Origin of the sequence: Tropicimonas sediminicola (assembly GCF_900188335.1) — a bacterium.
Lineage (GTDB): Bacteria > Pseudomonadota > Alphaproteobacteria > Rhodobacterales > Rhodobacteraceae > Tropicimonas > Tropicimonas sediminicola.
On sequence record NZ_FZOY01000002.1, the window covers coordinates 647,911 to 668,571 of the forward strand.

Consider the following 20,661-nt stretch of genomic DNA (forward strand, 5'->3'; position numbering starts at 1 on the left):
CATTGGTGGCGGATCCTGTTCTTGTCATGTGTCGCCCCACAGGTGTGGTTCGGCAAATTCTACGCTGTTGCCGGCCGGATCCCGCACGTAGATCGACCGTGCTCCGTTCGGCCAGGCGAAATCCGCCTCGATCTCGATTCCGGCGGTCTCGAGGCCCGCACGCATGGCGTCCATATCGGATGACGCCACCGCGAAGCAGATGTGCCCCGCGCCGGCCGCCCCGTGCGGCGGCACCGGCAGCGCGCCCTCCGCCGGCGGGACGCGGGTGACCTCCGGAATGAAGATCAGCACAACGCCCGCGCCGCAGCGGAAGAAGACGTGCCGGCCGTCGACCCGGACGATACGCGGCAGGCCCAGGGTCTCCCCGTAGAAGGCCTCGGCCGCGTCGAGGTCGTCGACGTAAACCGCCGATTCCAGCACGCCCGAGATCGCCGCGATTCCGGTCATCCCTGCGCCGCGCTCCGGCAGGAGCGCGGAAGGCCGGATGGGAGTGCTTTCGCCATCACACCCCGCTCGCCGGAATGCCGGAGCGCTCCACGGGCCGCGGCGCGGTCAGCTCCTTCCAGGTGGACAGCGCCTTGTTGACGGTGCCGTTCGGCTCGCGGGCGACGAACTCGCCGTGGCCTTCCTTGGGCTTCACCTCGCCATCGACCACGGCCACGCGGCCACGGGTGAGGGTGTAACGCGGCAGGCCCTTCACCTTCTTGCCCTCGAAGACGTTGTAATCGATCGCCGATTGTTGGGTGCTGGCCGAGATGGTCTTGGTCTTTTCCGGGTCCCAGACCACGATATCGGCATCCGCCCCCACCATGATCGCGCCCTTTTTCGGGTAGCAATTCAGGATCTTGGCGATGTTCGTTGAAGTGACGGCGACGAATTCGTTCGGCGTCAGCCGCCCGGTGCCGACGCCATGGGTCCAGAGCATCGGCATCCGGTCCTCCAGGCCCCCGGTGCCGTTGGGGATCTTGGTGAAATCGCCCACGCCAAAGCGCTTCTGCTCCGTGGTGAAGGCGCAATGGTCCGTCGCCACCACCGAGAGCGAGCCCGACTGCAGCCCAGCCCAGAGCGAGTCCTGGTGCTGCTTGTTGCGGAACGGCGGCGACATTACGCGCCGCGCGGCGTGGTCCCAATCGGGGTTGGAATACTCGCTCTCGTCCAGCGTCAGGTGCTGGATCAGCGGCTCGCCCCAGACGCGCTTGCCCTGCATCCGCGCCCGCCGGATCGCCTCGTGGCTCTCCTCGCAGGAGGTGTGCACGACGTAGAGCGGCACGCCGGCCATGTCGGCGATCATGATGGCGCGGTTCGTGGCCTCGCCTTCCACCTGCGGCGGGCGGGAATAGGCATGTGCCTCGGGGCCTGTATTGCCTTCGGCCAGCAGCCGCGCGGAGAGCTCGGCCACCACGTCGCCGTTCTCGGCATGGACCAGCGGAATGGCCCCCAGCTCGGCGCAGCGCTGGAACGACGCGTAGAGCTCGTCGTCATTGACCATCAGCGCGCCCTTGTAGGCCATGAAATGCTTGAAGGTGGTGATGCCGCGCTTCACCACTTCCTCCATCTCGTTGAAGACCTGCTCGCTCCACCAGGTGATCGCCATGTGGAAGGAATAGTCGCAATGCGCGCGGGTCGACTTGTTGTCCCACATCTTGAGCGCGTCGAGCAGCCCCTGCTCCGGGCTCGGCAGGGCGAAATCAACCACCATCGTGGTGCCGCCCGACAGCGCGGCACGGGTGCCGCTGTCGAAATCGTCGCTCGAATAGGTGCCCATGAAGGGCATCTCGAGATGGGTGTGCGGGTCGATCCCGCCCGGCATCACGTAGCAGCCGGTGGCGTCGAGCACCTCGTCGCCCTTCAGGTCCGGCCCGATCTCCACGATCTTGCCGCCGTCAACCAGCACATCCGCCTTGTAGGTCAGATCGGCGGTGACGATGGTTCCGTTCTTGATGAGAGTGGTCATGGTCTGTCTCCCTGTCGAGCTGCCGCGCCACCTTTGCACGGCTCCCGCATCATCTGTTGAAAAATATCCCGGGGGCCCGGGGGCAACGCCCCCGGCCGCGCCGTTTCACTCCACGATCTCCGCCGTCTCCAGCACCGCGTGGCAGAGCACTTCCGCCCCGGCGGCTGCCCAGTCCGGCGTGATCTCTTCGGCCTCGTTGTGCGACAGCCCGCCGACGCAGGGACACATCACCATCGTCGTCGGCGCAACCTTGGCCGCCCAGCAGGCATCGTGGCCGGCGCCGGAGACCAGGTTCATGTGCGAATAGCCCAGCCGCTCCGCCGCGGCGCGGACGTTCTCCACCAGATCCGGCGTGAAGGTGACCGGGTCGAAATGGCCCACGCGCTCGACGGCGCAGCCGACGCCCAGTTCCTCGCAGATCTCCGCCGCGCGGGCCTCGATCGTGTCGCGCATCCCGTCGAGCTTGGCCTGGTCGACGGTGCGGATGTCGACCGTGAAGACCACCTTGCCAGGCAGCACGTTGCGCGAGTTGGGGCTGAACGTCACCTGCCCCACGCCACCCACGGCATCGGGCTGCGCGGCCATCGTGACCTCCTGCACCATCTCGAAGATCCGGCTCATGGCGAGCCCCGCGTTCACCCGCATCGCCATCGGCGTGGAGCCGGTATGCGCCTCCTTGCCGGTGAGGGTGAACTCCAGCCACCAGAGGCCCTGGCAATGGGTCACGACGCCGATGTCCTTGCCCTCGGCCTCGAGGATCGGCCCCTGCTCGATGTGCAGCTCGTAATAGGCGTGCATCTTGCGCGCGCCGACTTCCTCGTCGCCGACCCAGCCGATCCGCTTCAGCTCGTCGCCGAACTTCATGCCCTCGAGGTCCTCGCGGTCGTAGGCGTAGTCGAGCGTGTGCACCCCGGCGAAAACGCCGGAGGCCAGCATCGCGGGAGCGAAGCGCGCGCCCTCCTCGTTGGTCCAGTTCACCACCACGATCGGGTGTTTTGTCTTGATGCCGAGGTCGTTCATCGTCCGCACCGCCTCGAGCGCGCCCAGCACGCCGAGCACGCCGTCATACTTGCCGCCGGTCGGCTGGGTGTCGAGGTGGCTGCCCACGTAGACGGGCAGCGCGTCCGGATCCTCGCCCGCGCGGGTGGCGAACATGGTGCCCATCTTGTCGACGCCCATGGTCAGCCCCGCCTCGTCGCACCATTTCTGGAACAGCGCGCGGCCCGCGGCATCGGCATCGGTCAGGGTCTGGCGGTTGTTGCCGCCCGCCACGCCCGGGCCGATCTTTGCCATTTCCATGATCGAGTCCCAAAGGCGGGTGCCGTTGATCTTCAGGTTCGCGCCAGGTGCAGGCATCTCTTTCTCCGTTCTTCGCTACGAACTCGCGCCCTCGGCCAGGGCGCGCAACGCGTCGAGCGCTGCCTCGGCCTGGTCCTCCGGCACGAAGACATGGTCGTGGTGGTGGGCGGCCACCATGTTGCAGGGGATGCCAAGGGCGGCGAGCGCCCCCGACACCGCTGCGGTCAGCCCGACGCCGTCGAGGGCGGAATGCACCTCCAGCGTGATCTGTCGCATCGCGAGGGGCGCGCGGGGCGGCACCGGCACGATCACCGAGATCCCCTCGGCTTCGCGGAACATGCCCTGCGCGCGCGGCAGGACCTCGGCCAGCTCATCCGGATCGAGGAGCGTGCGAAAGGCGAAATGGCCCGGCACGAGGCGCGGCGCCATCTGCCGAACCATCGCCTGCCCTTCTTTCACCCTCTCGGTCACCGCGCCCGCCTCAGTCCAGCGCGTTCAGAACATCGCGCAGCGTGCCGACGAGCTGGTCGACATGCGGCTTCTCGATGATCAGCGGCGGGCTGAGCGCGATGATGTCGCCGGTGGTCCGGATCAGGCACCCCTTGTCATAGGCATCGAGGAAGGCGCTGAAGGCCCGCTTGGTCGGCGCGCCGGCGATCGGCTCCAGCTCGATCGCCCCGATCAGCCCCATGTTGCGGATATCGACGACATGCCGGCAATCGGCCAGCGAATGCAGGGCGTCCTCCCAGTAGGGCGCAAGATCCGCCGCACGCTGGAACAGCCCTTCCTCGCGATAGGTCTCGAGCGTGGCGAGGCCGGCGGCCGAGGCAATCGGGTTGCCGGAATAGGTGTAGCCGTGGAACAGCTCGATCATGTGCTCCGGGCCGGTCATGAAGGAGTCGTGGATCTGGCCCGTGGCCAGCACCGCGCCCATCGGGATCACCCCGTTGGTCAGCCCCTTCGCGCAGGTGATGAGGTCCGGCATCACCCCGAAATGCTCCGCCGCGAAGGACGACCCGAGCCGGCCGAACCCGGTAATGACCTCGTCGAAGATCAGCAGGATGCCGTGCCGGGTGCAGATCTCGCGCAGGCGCTCAAGGTACCCCCTGGGCGGCAGCAGCACGCCGGTCGAGCCGGCCATCGGTTCCACGATCACCGCGGCGATGGTCTCGCCGCCATGCAGGGCGCAGATCCGCTCCAGCTCGTCGGCCAGATGCGCGCCGTGTTCCGGCTGGCCGCGGGTCATGGCGTTTTCCGGCAGATGCGTCGCCGGCAGGTGGTCCACCCCGTTCAGGAGGGTGCCGAAGACCTTGCGGTTGTTGACGATGCCGCCGACGGAGATCCCGCCGAAGTTGACACCGTGGTAGCCGCGCTCGCGGCCGATCAGGCGGGTGCGCTGCCCCTCGCCGCGGGCACGGTGATAGGCGAGCGCGATCTTCAGCGCGGTCTCGACGGATTCGGACCCGGAGTTGGTGAAGAACACATGTTCGAAGGGCTCGGGCGCCATGTCCCGCACTGCGGAGGCGAGCTGGAACGCCTTGGGGTGGCCCATCTGGAAGGCCGGTGCATAGTCCAGCTCGGCCGCCTGTGCCTGGATCGCCTCGACTATCTTCGGGCGGCGGTGACCGGCGTTGCAGCACCAGAGGCCGGCGGTGCCGTCCAGAACCTGGCGGCCGTCGTCGGTGGTGTAATGCATACCCTCGGCAGCCACGAACATGCGCGGGGTCTGCTTGAACTGGCGGTTTGCAGTGAACGGCATCCAGAACGCACTGAGATCGTTTGGTGCGGGGTTGCGATCGAGCGCCATGTTGTCTCCCTGCTGGCTGCCCTTCTTGCGGGGTGCGAGCTTGTTTGTTTGACCAAATGGTCAGGAACACGCTACCACGGGTCGGGGGGCAGTCAAGCGCGGGGCACGAAATGCAGTCAGATGCCTCACAGGACTCCCGTTTTTGCAGGCAGTTTGATGGAAACTTGAGCGACGCATGAATTCAGAGAAGTCTCCGCCCCGAATCCCGAGCGAGCCCCGCACCCGCATCCAGCGTCGCAACCACAAGGCCATCCTCGACGCGGCTCTGGATGTCTTTTCTTCCAAGGGTTTCCGCGGCGCGACCGTGGACGAGATCGCGCAGGCGGCGGGCCTCTCCAAGCCCAACCTGCTCTACTACTTCCCGACCAAGGAGGCGATGCACCTGGCGCTCCTGTCGACGCTGCTCGACGTCTGGCTCGACCCGCTGCGCACGCTCGATCCGCAGGGCGATCCGGTGTCGGAGATTCTGGGCTACGTGCGGCGCAAGCTGGAGATGAGTCGCGAGATGCCGCGCGAAAGCCGGATCTTCGCCAACGAGGTGCTGCAGGGCGGTCCGCATCTGGGCGATACCCTGGGCACGGTGCTGAAACCGCTGGTCGACGAGAAGGTCGAGGTGATCCGTGGCTGGATCGCCGCCGGGCGGATCGCCGAGGTGCACCCCTATCACCTGATCTTCTCGATCTGGTCGCTGACCCAGCACTACGCGGATTTCGACGTGCAGGTGCGCACCGTTCTGGGGGACGAGGGCGCGGACCCCTTTCCCGAAGCCGAACGTTACCTGGTGGCGCTCTTCACGAAGCTGCTCACGCCCTGAGCCCTGGCAAACGAGAACGGGGCGCCGAAGCGCCCCGCTGAATATCGTAACATGTCAGACCCTTATTCGGCGGCGCAGGCCGTCTGCGGGTTGTTGGGATGGGTCGTCCAGTCACCGGGCTCGGCCGGGACCTTCTCGCCCGTGCGCAGGTCGAGCTCGCCGGCATCGAGCCGCCGCATGGTGATGCAGCCCTCGATCGGGCAGACGTTGACGCAGAGGTTGCAGGCGACGCATTCGCTGTCGTCGACCTCGAACACGCGATCCTCCTTCATCACGATGGCCTGGTGCGAGGTGTCCTCGCAGGCGGCAAAGCAGCGGCCGCACTTGATGCAGGCCTCCTGGTCGATCTCGGCCTTGGTGATGTAGTTGAGGTTGAGGAACTGCCAGTCGGTGACGTTCGGCACCGCGCGGCCGACGACCTCGTCGACAGAGGTGTAGCCCTTCTCGTCCATCCAGGAGGAAAGCCCGGCAATCATCTCCTGCACGACGCGGAAGCCATAGGTCATCGCCGCGGTGCAGACCTGCACGTTGCCCGCGCCGAGCGCCATGAACTCCGCCGCGTCGCGCCAGGTCGTGACGCCGCCGATACCGGAGATCGGCAGGCCGGCGGTTTCGGGGTTGCGGGCGATCTCGGCCACCATGTTGAGCGCGATCGGCTTCACCGCCGGGCCGCAATAGCCGCCGTGCGTGCCCTTGCCGTCGATCATCGGCTCCGGGCTCATCGCGTCGAGGTCGACCGAGGTGATCGAGTTGATCGTGTTGATCAGGCTGACCGCATCCGCCCCGCCGCGCTTGGCCGCCTCGGCCGGGTAGACGATGTTGGTGACGTTGGGCGTGAGCTTCACGATCACCGGCATCCTGGTGTTCTGCTTGCACCAGCGGGTCACCATCTCGATGTACTCGGGCACCTGCCCCACCGCCGAGCCCATGCCGCGCTCCGCCATCCCGTGCGGGCAGCCGAAGTTCAACTCGATCCCGTCGGCGCCGGTTTCCTCGACCACCGGCAGGATCGCCTTCCAGGCTTCCTCCTCGCAGGGGACCATGAGGCTCACCACCACGGCGCGGTCGGGATAGTCACGCTTCACCGCCTTGATCTCGCGGAGGTTCACCTCCAGCGGGCGGTCGGTGATCAGCTCGATGTTGTTGAGCCCGAGCAGGCGGCGATCGGCGCCCCAGACGGCGCCGTAGCGCGGACCGTTGACGTTGACGATCGGCGGGCCTTCCTGGCCTAGGGTCTTCCAGACCACGCCGCCCCAGCCGGCCTCGAAGGCGCGGCGGACGTTGTATTCCTTGTCGGTCGGCGGCGCGGAGGCCAGCCAGAACGGGTTGGGCGACTTGATGCCGACGAATTCGCTCGCAAGATTTGCCATCTGTTAGATCTCCCTCACTCGGCTGCGACGGCGGCTTCGCCGACCAGCGCCAGGTGGATGTCCTCGGCCGCGTCGCGGCCATCGGCGACCGCGGTCACCGTCAGGTCGTCGCCGCCCGCGGCGCAGTCGCCGCCGGCCCAGACGCCGTCGAGCGAGGTGCGGCCCGGGCCGGTGACCACGATCTTGCCGCCCTCGGTCTCGACCACGCCGGGCACGCCCTCGAGCGACTGTCCGATGGCCTTGAGAACCTGGTCGGCCGGCAGCGTGAAGGTCTCCTCGGAGGCTTGCATGCCGTTCGGCGTGTCCTCGGTATAGGCGAAAGTCACGGAGGACACGGTCTGTCCATCCGTGGTATTGAAGGCCACCGGCTGGGCGTTGAGGATGATCCGCACGCCACGCGCCGCCGCCAGTTCCTGTTCGAATGTCGAGGCCGAGAGCCGTTCGCGCCCGCGCCGATAGACCATCGTGACATGCTCGGCGCCCAGCAGCTTGCTCTGGATCGCCGCGTCCACCGCGGTCATGCCGCCGCCGATCACCACCACTTCGCGGCCGACGGGCAGCTTGGAGAGGTCTTCGGCCTGGCGCAGCTCGGCGATGAAATCAACCGCGTCGCGCACATGGGCATGGGCCTCGCCCTCGACCCGCAGGGCGTTCACCCCCGGCAGGCCGATGCCGAGGAAGACGGCGTCGAAACCCTCGCGGAGTTCGTCCAGTGTCAGGTTCTCGCCGAGCTTCATGCCGGTCCGCAGCTCGATCCCGCCGATCTTCAGCAGCCAGTCGACCTCGAAGGAGGCGTAATCCCCGACCGTCTTGTAGGCGGCGATGCCGAATTCGTTGAGACCGCCCGCCTTTTCGCGGGCGTCGAAAATCACCACGTCATGGCCGCGCATCGCCAGCCGGTGGGCACAGGACAGCCCGGCCGGCCCGGCGCCGACGACGGCGACGCGCTTGCCGGTCTCGGCGGCGCGGGTGAAGGGGTGGATGCCCTGCTCCATGAGGTGGTCGGTCGCGTAGCGCTGAAGCTGGCCGATCTCCACCGGGCTGCCCTCGGCCACCTGCCGGACGCAGACTTCCTCGCAGAGCGTCTCGGTCGGGCAGACACGGGCGCACATGCCGCCGAGAATGTTCTGCTCCAGAATCGTCCGGGCCGCGTTGTCCGGGGTGCCGGTCTGGATCTGCCGGATGAACATCGGGATATCGATGTCGGTCGGGCAGGCCGTGACGCAGGGCGCGTCGTGACAGAAGTAGCAACGGTCCGCCGCGACATGGGCCTCGTGCGCGTCAAGCGGCGGGTGAAGCTCGTCGAAATTCCGGTTGTAGCTGGCCTGATCGAGTCGTCCGGGCACGACCCCTGGCGTCCTCTGGCTGTTTTGCATCGTGCAAACCCCTGCTGGAGACATTTCCTTTCTTCAACGCTGGCACAGGTCAAATTTTTTATCAAACGGTAAATTTTGTGATTTTGCCTGCGGCCAGGGCTGCATTCCGCGAGAGGCGCGATTTTGGGCAGCGGAACGGGTGGATTGGTGGCTCAGAAGGCAGAGCCGGCGTTCAAAAACCCGACTCCGGGCATCGGCGCGGGCGCCTTCTATGCGCAACGTCCCTTTTAACGGCCGTGACGTTCCGTTACATGGAAGCATATTTTTCAGGAACCAGAGGCAAGGGCCACATGACCAGGAAGAGTCAGGACGCGGATGTCGCCTTCATCGAGGCGCTCGCGGAGCTGCTGCGGGCAAACGAGTTGACCGAGCTGGAAGTCAAACGCGAATACGGTGAGGACGACAGCCTGAACGTGCGGGTGTGCCGCCATCTCGCCGCGGCGCCGGCGCCGGTCGCCTATGCCGCTCCCGCGGCTGCGCCGGCCCCCGCTGCCGCACCGGCCGCTCCCGCCGAGGCCGCAGCCCCCGTCGAGGATCCGGCTCAGCTGCCCGGCGCGGTCACCTCGCCGATGGTCGGCACGGTCTACATGGCCGCCGAGCCCGGCGCCGCACCCTTCGTCGAAGTGGGCACGACCGTGTCCGAGGGCCAGACGGTGCTGATCGTCGAGGCCATGAAGACCATGAACCAGATCCCCGCGCCGCGGTCCGGCACGGTCAAGCGCATCCTGGTCGAGAACGGCGCCCCGGTGGAATTCGGCGCCCCCCTGATGATCATCGAATGATGTTCGACAAGATCCTGATCGCCAACCGCGGCGAGATCGCCCTGCGCGTGATCCGGGCCTGCCGCGAAATGGGCATCCGCTCGGTCGCCGTGCATTCCACCGCGGACAGCGATGCGATGCACGTGCGCCTGGCCGACGAGAGCGTCTGCATCGGCCCGCCGCCCTCGCCCCAGAGCTACCTGTCCTTCCCCAACATCATCTCGGCCTGCGAGATCACCGGGGCGGACGCGATTCACCCTGGCTACGGCTTCCTCTCGGAAAACGCGGCCTTCGTGCAGATCGTGGAAGACCACGACATCACCTTCATCGGCCCCAAGGCGGAGCACATCCGCGTCATGGGCGACAAGATCACCGCCAAGGAGACGATGAAGAACCTCGGCGTGCCCTGCGTGCCGGGCTCCGACGGCGGCGTGCCGGACCTCGAGACCGCCGAGAAGGTGGCCGCCGAGATCGGCTACCCGGTGATCGTCAAGGCCACCGCCGGCGGCGGCGGTCGCGGGATGAAGCTCGCCAAGACGGCGGCGGACCTGCCCAACGCCTTCCGCACCGCCCGCTCCGAGAGCAAGGCGGCCTTCGGCAATGACGAGGTCTATATCGAGAAGTACCTCACCAAGCCGCGCCACATCGAGATCCAGGTCTTCGGCGACGGCAAGGGCAATGCCGTGCACCTCGGCGAGCGCGATTGCTCGCTGCAGCGCCGGCACCAGAAGGTCTTCGAGGAGGCCCCCGGCCCGGTGATCGATGCCGAGACCCGCAACCGGATCGGCAACATCTGCGCCGACGCCGTGGCCCGCATCAACTACATCGGTGCCGGCACGATCGAGTTCCTGTTCGAGGACGGCGAGTTCTACTTCATCGAGATGAACACGCGGCTTCAGGTCGAGCATCCGGTCACCGAAGGCATCTTCGGCGTCGACCTCGTGCGCGAGCAGATCCGCGTGGCCCAAGGCCTGCCGCTTTCGTTCAGCCAGGACGACCTGGTGGTGAACGGCCATGCCATCGAGGTACGGATCAACGCCGAGAAGCTGCCGAACTTCACCCCCTGCCCCGGCACCGTTGGCATGTACCACGCCCCCGGCGGGCTGGGCGTGCGGATGGATTCGGCGCTCTACGGCGGCTATACGATCCCGCCCTATTACGACAGCCTGATCGGCAAGCTGATCGTGCACGGCCGCGACCGCGAAGAGGCGCTGTCGCGCCTGCAACGCGCGCTCAGCGAGATCGTGATCGAGGGCATCGACACGACCCTGCCGCTGTTCGACGGCCTGCTGGCGGAACCCGATATCCGTGCCGGGAACTACGACATCCACTGGCTGGAGAAATGGCTGGCCGCCCAGGGCGCGTGACACGCCCGCACAACGACCCCCGCCGCGCCCGGAGCGACGTCTCCGGGCCGGCACGCATCGCGGCGGCCGCCTCCCGGATCCGGACGCGATGGACCTGACCCCCGATCTCCTTCTGCGTGGCTATGCCTCCGGCATCTTCCCGATGGCCGAGAGCCGGGAGGACACCGAAGTGTTCTGGGTCGAGCCGCGGATGCGCGGCATCTTTCCCCTGGATGGGTTCCGGATCTCCCGTTCGCTCCGCCGACGCCTCCGCAGCGGCTGTTACACCGTCTCGACCGACCGGGATTTCACCGGCGTGCTCGAGGGATGCGCCGACCGTCCGGAAACCTGGATCAACCGCACGATCTTCGATCTCTACACCCAGCTCCACGCGGCGGGCCACGCGCATTCGCTGGAGGTCTGGGAGGGTGAGGAACTGGTCGGCGGTGTCTATGGTGTGACGCTCGGCGGCGCCTTCTTCGGAGAGAGCATGTTCTCGCGGCGCACCGATGCCTCGAAGGTCGCGCTGGCCTACCTCGTGGATCGCTTGCGGCAGGGGGGCTTCACGCTTTTCGACGCGCAGTTCCTGACGCCGCACCTCGCCAGCCTCGGGGCCATCGAGATCACGCAGGCGGAGTATCGGAAGCGGCTGGCCGAGGCGCTGGCCGTGCGGGCCGATTTCGACGCCACCGGCCCCCTGCCCTCGGCTCAGTCGTTGCTACAGCGCAGCAGCCAGACGTCGTAGCGCGGGTGGTCCATCGCCTTGAGCGCCGGCGAGGAAGCGATCATCCAACCGGAGAAGGCCGGATCGCCGGAGGTCACGTCCCGGATCTCGAGCCAGCCGAAGGCGTCCGAGTTGGGGTTGCTCGCCGGGTAGCGGCAATCGCCAAGCGTGATCGACAGGCGGCCGAAGAGCTTGGTCTCGCCGCGCCCGATGCTGATGTCGGTGGTCTCGCCGTTGATCTTGTCGAGCAGGCGGATCTCGCCGCCACTGGCGCTCCGCGCCTCCTGCTGGGCGAACGCGGGCGCGGCCGCGAGCAACGCGATCGCCAGCCAGCGCATCACTCGTCCTCGGTCGAGCTGACGAACTTGGCCAGCAGACCCAGGAGACTGAGCGCCCCTTGCGTGTCCTCGATCTCCGAGCCCGGTTCGAGGTTGAAGGGCGAGCCGCCGGGCACCAGTTCGACGAAGTTGCCGCCGAGCAGACCTTCGGAGGAGATCGCGATGGAGCTGTCCTCCGGCACTTCGAGGCTGTCGGCCACGTTGAGCGTGACATCGGCCCGGAAGGTCTGGTGGTTGAGGTCGAGCCCGGTCACCGTGCCGACCTTGACCCCTGCGAGGCGAACGTCGGTGCCGACGGTGATGCCTTCGGCGGAGCGGAAGCTGGCGGTGAGATCATAGCCCGCGCCCTGGCTCGGCGACATGCCCGCGCCCTGGCTGGCATAGACGAGGAAGCCGACAGCGACGGCAAGGGTTGCCGCACCGGCGAGGATTTCTCCGGGACTTTCAGACATGGCTACCTCCGCGCCTCAGGATTGTGGCCGGCCCGAGGTCGCAACGCCGCGCGAACGCAATGGTCATTCAGGCGTCCACGCCTCGTAATCGCTGCGCGCCACCGGATCGGTGCGACGCAGGGAGCCGGCCGGCTTGTAGGCCATGTCCGGCATCCCGGTGAGATTCTCGACATGCGGCTTTTCCCACGGCTTGTGGGGCAGCGGCCGGTCGCTGGGCGGCTCGTCGTACATCCGGTGCAGCCAGCCATGCCACTCGGGCGGCACCTTGCTGGCCTCGATCTCCCCGTCGTAGATCACCCACCGCTTGCTGTCGTCGGCATTGCGGTAATAGACGTTGCCGTCCTTGTCCTCGCCGACCTTCTGGCCGTGGCGAGAGGTGAAAAGCTGGGTGCCGTAGGTCTGGCCGTCCCACCAGATGATGGCGCGGAGAACCGAATTGAGGATACCCATGAAAGCCTCCGGATGCGTGTCGCGATCCGGTATGGACCAACTGCGCCCCGAGGTCCAGTGATCAGCGCGGCAGAGCCCGCCGATCAGTCCGGCAGGCGGGCCGTCACCTCGATCTCGATCTTCATCTCCGGCTCCTGAAGGCCCGCGGTGATCATCGTCGCCGCCGGTTTGGCCCTGCCAAACGCCGCCCGCGTGGCAGGCCAGCATGCCGGCCAGTCACCGGCGTCGGGCAGGATGTAACGCACGCGCACCACGTCATCGAGGCTCGCCCCCGCCTCGACCAGCGCCCGGCCGATCGTGGCCAGCGCGTTCGAGCATTGCATCTCGACTTCCTGCGGCATCTGCATCGTCGCGTAGTCGTATCCGGTGGTGCCGGAAACGAAGACCCATCCGTCGCAGACCACGGCCCTGGAATAGCCGATCTGCTCCTCGAAGGGCGATCCTGTGGAAATCAACTGCCTTGGCATGGTCCGGTCCGCCTCCTTGCGGAAGTTGGTTCATCCGGACCATGCCGCAGAACGGGCAGCGCCGTCAGGCGGATAGTGATGCCTCACGCAGGATTTTCAGCCGCGGCGCTCCGTTTCGCCCCGTCCTATTCCGCCTGGATCGTCGAGAGATACTCGACCAGCGCCAGGATGCGGAACCTCGCATAGGTTTCCGCCTCGGACAGCGAGAAATCGGGGTTGCCCGCCGCTTCGCCCTGCACCCGGTAGCGGTTGCCCCAGATCGGCATCTCGCGGGTGCCGTGCGCGCCGGGCTCGGCCGCTCCCTGGATCATCGAGTAGACCCGGGTGATCGGAAATACCCCACCGTTTTCGGCGGCCAGCGTGGTCAGATCCGGCATTGTGCCGGTCAGGAACCCGACCATCGGGCCGTCGCCCTTGCCGCCGGCCCCGTGGCACTGGGCGCAGCTGTTCATGTATTCGTCCTGCCCGACCGTTTCCGCCGCGGCGGGCTGGATGGCGAACGCCGTCATCGCCAGAAGAACGCTCACCAGATTGAGTGTCCGTGTCATTGCCTCCTCCCAAGTTTACCCAAGGGCAAGGCTAAACGCCCGGAAGCGTCCCCGACATGATTTCAATCAATGCAAAGCGCATATGACCGAACTCCCGTCGCCCGGCTCACCGGAACGAAAAAGGCCTCCCGAAGATCCGGGAGGCCTTTCGTATCTGTATCCGCGCTGGCTCAGCTCGCCGAGGCGCTGTCCTTGTTCTCGGCGTAGATCAGCAGCGGCTGGGCCTCGGAGGTCACGGCCTCCTCGTTGACGACGACCTCGTCCACGCCCTCGAGGCCGGGAAGGTCGAACATCGTGTCGAGCAGGATGTCTTCCATGATCGACCGCAGGCCACGCGCACCGGTCTTGCGCTCGATGGCGCGGTGGGCGATGGCGCGCAGCGCATCATCGGTGAAGGCCAGTTCGGTGTCTTCCAGTTCGAAGAGCCGCTGGTACTGCTTGACGATGGCGTTCTTCGGCTGCGTCAGGATCGTGACCAGCGCGTCCTCGTCGAGGTTCTCCAGCGTGGCGATCACCGGCAGACGGCCGACGAATTCCGGGATCAGGCCGAACTTCAGCAGGTCCTCCGGCTCCAGATGCCGGAACAGTTCGCCGATGTCCTGGTTGCCCTCGTCCTTGACGTCCGCGCCGAAACCGATGGCCGAGCCCTTGCCCCGCTGGGCGATGATCTTGTCGAGCCCGGCAAAGGCGCCGCCGCAGATGAACAGGATGTTCGTCGTGTCGACCTGCAGGAATTCCTGCTGCGGATGCTTGCGCCCGCCCTGCGGCGGCACGGAGGCCACGGTGCCCTCCATGATCTTCAGCAGCGCCTGCTGCACGCCCTCGCCCGAGACGTCACGGGTGATCGAGGGGTTGTCGGACTTGCGGGTGATCTTGTCGACCTCGTCGATATAGACGATGCCGCGCTGCGCCCGCTCGACGTTGTATTCCGACGCCTGCAGCAGCTTGAGGATGATGTTCTCGACATCCTCGCCCACGTAACCGGCCTCGGTCAGCGTGGTCGCATCGGCCATGGTGAACGGCACGTCGAGAATGCGCGCCAGCGTCTGGGCGAGATAGGTCTTGCCGCAGCCGGTCGGGCCGATCAGCAGGATGTTCGACTTCTGCAGCTCGATCTCGGCATTCTTGGACGCGTGATTGAGCCGCTTGTAATGGTTGTGGACCGCAACCGAGAGCACGCGCTTGGCGCGGGCCTGGCCGATCACGTAATCGTCGAGGACATTGCAGATTTCCTGCGGGGTCGGCACCCCGTCGGAGGACTTCAGCCCGGAAGACTTGGTTTCCTCGCGAATGATGTCCATGCAGAGCTCGACACATTCATCGCAGATGAAAACCGTCGGCCCCGCAATCAGCTTGCGCACCTCGTGCTGGCTCTTTCCGCAGAAGGAGCAGTAGAGGGTGTTCTTGCTGTCGCTACCGGATGAATTCGCCATGCCAATCCTCTAGGGCCCTGTGCCCGCTGTCCCAGCCGCGCCGGCGGCCCATGTGAGGGGACGGTCCTGATCGCCCCGTCCCGCCAAGAGTATGGCACGCCCCGGCGAGGCACAATGCCCAAATGTCGATGGGCAAGGCCACGCTGCGGACGCGCCGGATCGATGTGAAAGACGCCTCAGCTCTTGGCGCCGTCTTCCGCCGTCTTGCGGCTCTCGACGATCTCGTCGATCAGCCCCCATTCCTTCGCGTCCTCGGCAGACATGAAGTTGTCGCGCTCCAGCGCAGCCTCGACCTTCTTGAGAGTCTGCCCGGTGTGCTTAACGTAGATATTGTTAAGACGATCCTTCAGCTTCTGGGTTTCCTGGGCGTGGATCATGATGTCCGTCGCCTGACCCTGGTAGCCGCCGGAGGGCTGGTGCACCATGATGCGGCTGTTGGGAAGCGAGAACCGCATGCCCTTCTCGCCGGCGGTCAGCAGGAGCGAGCCCATCGAGGCGGCCTGACCGACCACGAGGGTGGAGACCTTGGGCTTGATGTACTGCATCGTGTCGTAGATCGACAGGCCCGAGGTCACGACGCCGCCGGGGCTGTTGATATACATCGAGATCTCCTTGGAGGGGTTCTCCGCCTCCAGGTGCAGCAGCTGGGCCACGACGAGCTGGCTCATGCCGTCGTGCACCGGGCCGTTGACGAAGACGATCCGCTCCTTGAGCAGGCGCGAGAAGATGTCATAGGCGCGTTCGCCGCGGCTGGTCTGTTCGACGACCATCGGGACGAGGTTCATGTAGGTCTCAACGGGGTGCTGCATGGGGGTCTGCCTCGGTGGGGGGCGGTCGCTCTCGCAAACGCCGCTGCGGTTCTGTCCCTGAGTCTTAGTGTCGGGCACCGGGGGCTGCAAGGGCAGCCGGCACGATCGGATTTGACTCCGGGCCGCACGGAGATTTACCTTGGGTCAATACTTTTCCCGCGACGCCGGCGTGCCCGTTTCTGTCGCCCGTGCCCGATTTCCTTTCCCTTCCCGACCGGCGCCCGTGCCCAAACCGCAGCCCATTCCCATCCCCCAGGAGGAGCCCGGCCCGATGCCCGACACCGTTCTGATCGTTCGAAAGACCTATTCGCTTCCGGTGACACCCGACACCGCCTTCCGGCTTTTCACGGCCGAGATCGGCGGGTGGTGGCCGGTCGGGTCGCATTCCCTGTCGGCTTCCGAAGGCCGCCTGCCGCTGGAGATCTGGATGGAACAGCGGCAGGGCGGACGGATCCGGGAGCGGCGCCACGACGGAAGCGTCGTCGACTGGGCGACGCTCACCACCTGGTTGCCCCACGAGCGGCTCGAACTGGACTGGTATGTCGGCCGCGCCAGGACCGACGCCACGTCGATCATGCTGGATTTTGCCTCCGACGGCCCGGACGCGACCCGTCTCCTGCTGACCCACGGCGGGTTCGAGCGGCTCGGGACGGCCGGCGAGGCTGCGGCCGCGAATTACGACGAGGGCTGGGACCTCGTGCTTGGCGAACGGTTCCTCCAGGCCTGCGAAGGCGACTGAGCAAGAACTGGGACTCGTGACACTGCCTGGGAGGAGGACCGGATGAACTACCTGCACCTGACCGAGGACGCGGAAGGCATCTCGCATTTCGAGGACCGCCCGATCGAGATGAGCGCCGCCGACTTCGCGCCCCCGGCCCCGCCGATGCCGGTCTCCGAGGCCGAACCGGCCGCCGCCCTGCTCTACCTCGTGCTGCCCGCCGGCTGGAGCGGCGCGCAGCATCCCTCGCCGCGCCGGCAGGTGGCCTTCTGCCTCGCGGGCCGGCTGCGCGTGGTGGCCGGGGACGGCGAGGTGCGAGAGATCGGCCCGGGCGGCATCTGGCGGATGGAGGACACCACAGGAAGCGGGCATGTCTCCTCGGTGATCGGTTCGAAGAACGTGGAACTCGCCATCGTCCAGCTCTGACCGAAGGACCGCAGGCTCGAAGGCCTCCCGCCCGTCGTCGCCGCATCGCAGATGCGTCTCCTCCCGTTGGGCCGAGCCGCGCGCTGCGCGCGCGGCTCGGCGCTCGCCCAGGTCATTTATGTTAATTTTCCGAACACTACGAGACAAACCTGAACTTTCCTGCGAGGCGACGCCTCCATCGCAAGTGCAGGCTGGTACACCAAAGCGCGCAACGACCGAACACGCGCCCGGATACCCGGTCGCCTCCTCCCACACCGCGGACATCGCGCTTCGCCCGAAGGGCGCCCGGCCCAACGGCGTCCGACCCCGCAAGGGGGAGGACGTCGGCGGGAGCCGCTCCGGCCGGTGTCGCGCCCGGCCCGGCTCGCCAGACCAGCCGTGCCTACTCCGTGCGACCCCGCGCCCCGCCCGGCAGGCGTGGCTTGTTTCGTTGCAGCCGCTATCCTACGTGAAAGGAAGGGAGTTCCGGTCATGACGGGCCAAGACGATCCCATGTCCCTGCCGACCTTCCGCACCGAGGGCCTGACCAAGGTCTATGGCGCGGGCGAAGCCGCCGTACACGCGCTGCGCGGGGTGGATCTCGTTGTGCCGCGCGGCGAACTCGTCGTCCTGCTCGGGCCCTCCGGCTCCGGCAAGTCCACCCTGCTCAACATCCTCGGCGGCCTCGACCGCGCCAGCGGCGGCACCGCCCGGTTCCGCGACCGCGAGCTGACCGGGATGGGCGACGGCGCGCTCACGCGCTACCGGCGGGACCACGTCGGTTTCGTCTTCCAGTTCTACAACCTGATGCCCTCGCTCACCGCCGAGGAGAACGTGGAGCTGGTGACCGAGATCGCCCGCGCCCCGATGGACCCCGCAGAGGCGCTGCGTCTCGTGGGGCTCGGCGAGCGGCGCCACCATTTCCCGGCACAGCTCTCGGGGGGCGAGCAGCAACGGGTCGCCATCGCCCGGGCCGTGGCCAAGCAGCCGGACGTGCTGTTTTGCGACGAGCCCACCGGCGCGCTCGACAGTGCCACCGGCCGGGCGGTGCTCAAGGTGCTGGCCGATGTGAACGCCTCGCTCGGAACCACGATCCTGATGGTCACCCATGCCGCCGCCACCGCCGCAATGGCACACCGGGTGATCCATTTCGCGGACGGTGCGATCCGTGACGTGCAGGTCAACGAGACCCGCCTCGCGCCGGAGGAGATCGTATGGTGACCCTGCTCGCACCGCTCGACCGAAAGCTCCTGCGCGACCTCTGGCGGATCAAGGGGCAGGCGCTCGCCATCGCCGCCGTCATCGCGCTCGGCGTGCTGATGCTGGTGATGATGACGGGCCTCGTGAACACGCTGGAGGAGACGCGCCGGGCCTATTACGACCGTTACCGTCTCGCCGACGTCTTCGCCCCGGTGGAGCGCGCGCCCGACCGGGTGCTGGAGCGGCTGGCCGAGATCCCGGGCGTCGCCGTGGCGGTCGGCCGGGTCACGGGCTCGGCGCTGATCGACCTGGAGGGCGAGATCGTGCCGGTGCGCGCGCAGGCGGTGTCGTTGCCGGATCACGGTCCGGCCCGGCTCAACGACATCCACCTGACGGCGGGGCGGATGCCCGACCCGGACCGCGGCGACGAGATCCTGCTGCTCAAGGGGTTCGCCGATGCCCGCGGCCTCGCCCCCGGCGACCGGCTGCAGGCGACCATGAACGGCGCCCGCCACGGCTTCCGGGTCGCGGGCCTCGCCCAGAGTCCGGAATTCCTCTACACCACCGCGCCGGGAGAGATCGTGCCGGACGACGCCCGTTTCGCCGTGATCTGGATGGGGCGCGACGCCCTGTCCGCCGCCTATGACATGCAGGGCGCCTTCAACGAGGCGCTGGTGGGGCTGGAGCGCGGGGTGAACCTGCAAAGCGTGCTCGATGCAATCGACCGGGTACTCGAACCCCGCGGCGGGCTCGGCGCCTACGGGCTGGAGGACCTGCCATCGAACTTCTTCATCACCGAGGAGATCGAGGGCGGCCGCAAGAACGCGATCGCCGTGCCGCCGATCTTTCTCGGGGTTTCGGCCTTCCTGCTTTACATCGTCATAAGTCGGATCGTGCAGGCCGAGCGGGAGGAGATCGGGCTGCTCAAGGCCTTCGGCTACACCGACTGGGAGGTCGCGAGCCATTACCTGAAGCTGATGCTGACGATCGCGATTGCCGGGGCCATCGCGGGCTCGCTCGGCGGCATCGCGGCCGGGCGGGCGATGGCCGGGGTCTACCAGGATTACTACAAGTTCCCCTTCCTCGTGTTCCAGCTCGATCCGCGCAGCTTCGTCATCGGCGTGATGACCTCGGTCCTCGCGGCCTGCGCGGGCGGGTTCGGGGTGTTGCGCGGGGTGTTCCGCCTCGCCCCGGCGGTGGCGATGCGCCCGCCCGCCCCGGCCGATTACAGCGGCACCGGGCGGCTCGCGGGCCTCTGGAGCCGGTTGCTCGACCAGCCCGGACGGATGGTGCTTCGCCGGCTTCAGCGGCAGCCGATGCGGATGGCCGGCGGTGCGCTCGGCATCGCAACGGGCATGGCGCTCTCGGTGGGCATGATCGGGGTCCAGGCCGGCTTCTCGAAATCGATCGATCTGGGGTTCAGCGTGCTCGACCGATCCGACGCACAGGTCAGCTTCACCCATCCGCAATCCGACAAGGCGATCTACGAGCTCGGCCGGCTGCCCGGCGTGCAGGAGGTGGAGCCGGTCCGGAACGTGCCCGTGCTGCTGCGCCACGGGCTGAACGATCACCGCGGCACCATCAACGGGATGCTGTCCGCGCCGCGGCTCGCCCGCGCGATGGACGAGGCGCAACGCCCGCTGACCCTGCCCGAGGAGGGGATCGTGCTCTCCACCACCCTAGCACGCGTGCTGGAAGCGGCGCCGGGCGACGTGGTGACGGCGGAAGTGCGCGAAGGCCGCCGGCCGGTGCTCGACATCCCGGTGGTGGCGGTGGCCGACAGCCTGCTCGGGTCGCCGGCCTACATGAACATGGAGGCCCTCAACGCCGCGCTGAAGGAGCCGGGCCGGGTCTCCGGCGCCTATTTGCGGATCGACAGCGCGGTGCAGGACGAGGTGCTCGTGGCGATCAAGGACATGCCGGGCGTCGCCGGGGTGGCGCTCAAGGCCGAGACCCGGGATTCCATACAGACGATGATGGACAGCGGCATGGGGATGATGCGCTACATCATGCTGGCGATTGCCGGGGTGGTCACCTTCGGCATCGTCTACAACTCGGCCCGCATCGCCTTTGCCGAGCGGGTGCACGACCTCGCCAGCCTTCGGGTGATCGGTTTCAGCCGGGGCGAGGCGGCCTTCGTGCTGCTGGGCGAGCTCGGCCTCGTGACGCTGGCCGCGCTGCCGCTGGGGGCGCTGCTTGGATACGGCATGGCGGCGGCGGTGTCGGCGGCCTTTTCGACCGAGGTCTATTCGATTCCGCTGACCTTCGATGCGCAGTCGGTGGGCTCGGCCGCGCTCGCCGTTCTTGCCAGCGCTGCGTTCTCGGGCTGGCTGGTGAAGCGCGATCTCGACCGGGTGGACCTGGTCACGGCGCTCAAGATGGGGGAGTGA

The 20,661-nt window shown here is 67.2% G+C and carries 22 protein-coding genes; 8 read left to right on the forward strand and 14 right to left on the reverse strand.

Going from position 1 to position 20,661, the window contains the following annotated elements:
- Positions 1-24: 24 nt before the first annotated feature.
- From CHB86_RS07340 to aptA, 5 genes are all read right to left on the reverse strand, one after another.
- Positions 25-447 carry a VOC family protein gene (locus CHB86_RS07340; protein WP_089232346.1) on the reverse strand — a complete coding sequence of 141 codons (423 nt, stop codon included), beginning with the start codon at positions 445-447 and terminating at the stop codon, positions 25-27.
- Positions 448-502: 55 nt separating this feature from the next.
- Complete coding sequence (hydA, locus tag CHB86_RS07345) at positions 503-1,954, reverse strand: dihydropyrimidinase (RefSeq protein WP_089232347.1); 1,452 nt, start codon at positions 1,952-1,954, stop codon at positions 503-505.
- A gap of 105 nt (positions 1,955-2,059) precedes the next feature.
- Positions 2,060-3,310, reverse strand: coding sequence for a Zn-dependent hydrolase (locus tag CHB86_RS07350; protein ID WP_089232348.1), 1,251 nt, complete (start codon positions 3,308-3,310; stop codon positions 2,060-2,062).
- 18 nt (positions 3,311-3,328) lie between these two features.
- Positions 3,329-3,724 carry an ACT domain-containing protein gene (locus tag CHB86_RS07355; protein ID WP_245837799.1) on the reverse strand — a complete coding sequence of 132 codons (396 nt, stop codon included), beginning with the start codon at positions 3,722-3,724 and terminating at the stop codon, positions 3,329-3,331.
- A 10-nt stretch (positions 3,725-3,734) separates the two neighbouring features.
- Complete coding sequence (aptA, locus tag CHB86_RS07360) at positions 3,735-5,060, reverse strand: omega-aminotransferase AptA (protein ID WP_089232350.1); 1,326 nt, start codon at positions 5,058-5,060, stop codon at positions 3,735-3,737.
- Between the two features lie 175 nt (positions 5,061-5,235).
- On the opposite strand from aptA, the gene CHB86_RS07365 reads away from it, so the two are divergent.
- The gene (locus CHB86_RS07365; RefSeq protein ID WP_089232351.1) at positions 5,236-5,874 is read left to right on the forward strand and encodes a TetR/AcrR family transcriptional regulator; all 639 of its coding nucleotides are present in this window, start codon (positions 5,236-5,238) and stop codon (positions 5,872-5,874) included.
- A gap of 62 nt (positions 5,875-5,936) precedes the next feature.
- On the opposite strand, the gene preA is transcribed toward CHB86_RS07365, so the two are convergent.
- Positions 5,937-7,244 carry an NAD-dependent dihydropyrimidine dehydrogenase subunit PreA gene (gene preA / locus CHB86_RS07370; RefSeq protein WP_089232352.1) on the reverse strand — a complete coding sequence of 436 codons (1,308 nt, stop codon included), beginning with the start codon at positions 7,242-7,244 and terminating at the stop codon, positions 5,937-5,939.
- Positions 7,245-7,258: 14 nt separating this feature from the next.
- Positions 7,259-8,620 carry an NAD(P)-dependent oxidoreductase gene (locus CHB86_RS07375; RefSeq protein ID WP_089232353.1) on the reverse strand — a complete coding sequence of 454 codons (1,362 nt, stop codon included), beginning with the start codon at positions 8,618-8,620 and terminating at the stop codon, positions 7,259-7,261.
- Between the two features lie 290 nt (positions 8,621-8,910).
- On the opposite strand from CHB86_RS07375, the gene accB reads away from it, so the two are divergent.
- The 3 genes from accB (at position 8,911) to aat (ending at position 11,472) form a co-directional block, all read left to right on the forward strand.
- Positions 8,911-9,402 carry an acetyl-CoA carboxylase biotin carboxyl carrier protein gene (gene accB / locus CHB86_RS07380; protein WP_089232354.1) on the forward strand — a complete coding sequence of 164 codons (492 nt, stop codon included), beginning with the start codon at positions 8,911-8,913 and terminating at the stop codon, positions 9,400-9,402.
- Positions 9,402-10,748: an acetyl-CoA carboxylase biotin carboxylase subunit gene (gene accC / locus CHB86_RS07385; protein WP_089232602.1), complete on the forward strand. Its 1,347-nt coding sequence runs from the start codon at positions 9,402-9,404 to the stop codon at positions 10,746-10,748. Before accB ends, accC begins: the two co-directional genes overlap by 1 nt.
- A gap of 88 nt (positions 10,749-10,836) precedes the next feature.
- The gene (gene aat, locus CHB86_RS07390; protein WP_089232355.1) at positions 10,837-11,472 is read left to right on the forward strand and encodes a leucyl/phenylalanyl-tRNA--protein transferase; all 636 of its coding nucleotides are present in this window, start codon (positions 10,837-10,839) and stop codon (positions 11,470-11,472) included.
- On the opposite strand, the gene CHB86_RS07395 is transcribed toward aat, so the two are convergent.
- The 7 genes from CHB86_RS07395 to CHB86_RS07425 form a co-directional block, all read right to left on the reverse strand.
- Complete coding sequence (locus CHB86_RS07395) at positions 11,436-11,789, reverse strand: DUF2155 domain-containing protein (RefSeq protein ID WP_089232356.1); 354 nt, start codon at positions 11,787-11,789, stop codon at positions 11,436-11,438. The two genes, aat and CHB86_RS07395, sit on opposite strands and share 37 nt — an antisense overlap.
- The gene (gene mlaD / locus CHB86_RS07400; RefSeq protein ID WP_089232357.1) at positions 11,789-12,241 is read right to left on the reverse strand and encodes an outer membrane lipid asymmetry maintenance protein MlaD; all 453 of its coding nucleotides are present in this window, start codon (positions 12,239-12,241) and stop codon (positions 11,789-11,791) included. Before mlaD ends, CHB86_RS07395 begins: the two co-directional genes overlap by 1 nt.
- A 63-nt stretch (positions 12,242-12,304) precedes the next feature.
- Positions 12,305-12,691 (reverse strand): NADH:ubiquinone oxidoreductase subunit NDUFA12, encoded by a 387-nt coding sequence (locus tag CHB86_RS07405; RefSeq protein WP_089232358.1) that lies wholly within the window; start codon positions 12,689-12,691, stop codon positions 12,305-12,307.
- An 83-nt stretch (positions 12,692-12,774) separates the two neighbouring features.
- The gene (locus CHB86_RS07410) at positions 12,775-13,158 is read right to left on the reverse strand and encodes a RidA family protein (RefSeq protein WP_089232359.1); all 384 of its coding nucleotides are present in this window, start codon (positions 13,156-13,158) and stop codon (positions 12,775-12,777) included.
- Between the two features lie 125 nt (positions 13,159-13,283).
- Positions 13,284-13,706: a c-type cytochrome gene (locus CHB86_RS07415; protein ID WP_089232360.1), complete on the reverse strand. Its 423-nt coding sequence runs from the start codon at positions 13,704-13,706 to the stop codon at positions 13,284-13,286.
- Between the two features lie 170 nt (positions 13,707-13,876).
- Complete coding sequence (gene clpX, locus CHB86_RS07420) at positions 13,877-15,139, reverse strand: ATP-dependent Clp protease ATP-binding subunit ClpX (RefSeq protein ID WP_089232361.1); 1,263 nt, start codon at positions 15,137-15,139, stop codon at positions 13,877-13,879.
- A 176-nt stretch (positions 15,140-15,315) separates the two neighbouring features.
- Positions 15,316-15,948 (reverse strand): ATP-dependent Clp protease proteolytic subunit, encoded by a 633-nt coding sequence (locus CHB86_RS07425; protein ID WP_089232362.1) that lies wholly within the window; start codon positions 15,946-15,948, stop codon positions 15,316-15,318.
- A gap of 271 nt (positions 15,949-16,219) precedes the next feature.
- Here CHB86_RS07425 and CHB86_RS07430 point away from each other — a divergent pair, with 271 nt between their 5' ends.
- The 4 genes from CHB86_RS07430 (at position 16,220) to CHB86_RS07445 (ending at position 20,661) form a co-directional block, all read left to right on the forward strand.
- Entirely contained in the window at positions 16,220-16,687 is a 468-nt protein-coding gene (locus tag CHB86_RS07430; RefSeq protein WP_089232363.1) for an SRPBCC domain-containing protein, read from the forward strand.
- A gap of 42 nt (positions 16,688-16,729) precedes the next feature.
- Complete coding sequence (locus CHB86_RS07435; protein ID WP_089232364.1) at positions 16,730-17,092, forward strand: cupin domain-containing protein; 363 nt, start codon at positions 16,730-16,732, stop codon at positions 17,090-17,092.
- 471 nt (positions 17,093-17,563) lie between these two features.
- Complete coding sequence (locus CHB86_RS07440) at positions 17,564-18,292, forward strand: ABC transporter ATP-binding protein (protein WP_425445410.1); 729 nt, start codon at positions 17,564-17,566, stop codon at positions 18,290-18,292.
- Positions 18,286-20,661 (forward strand): ABC transporter permease, encoded by a 2,376-nt coding sequence (locus CHB86_RS07445; protein ID WP_245837801.1) that lies wholly within the window; start codon positions 18,286-18,288, stop codon positions 20,659-20,661. Before CHB86_RS07440 ends, CHB86_RS07445 begins: the two co-directional genes overlap by 7 nt.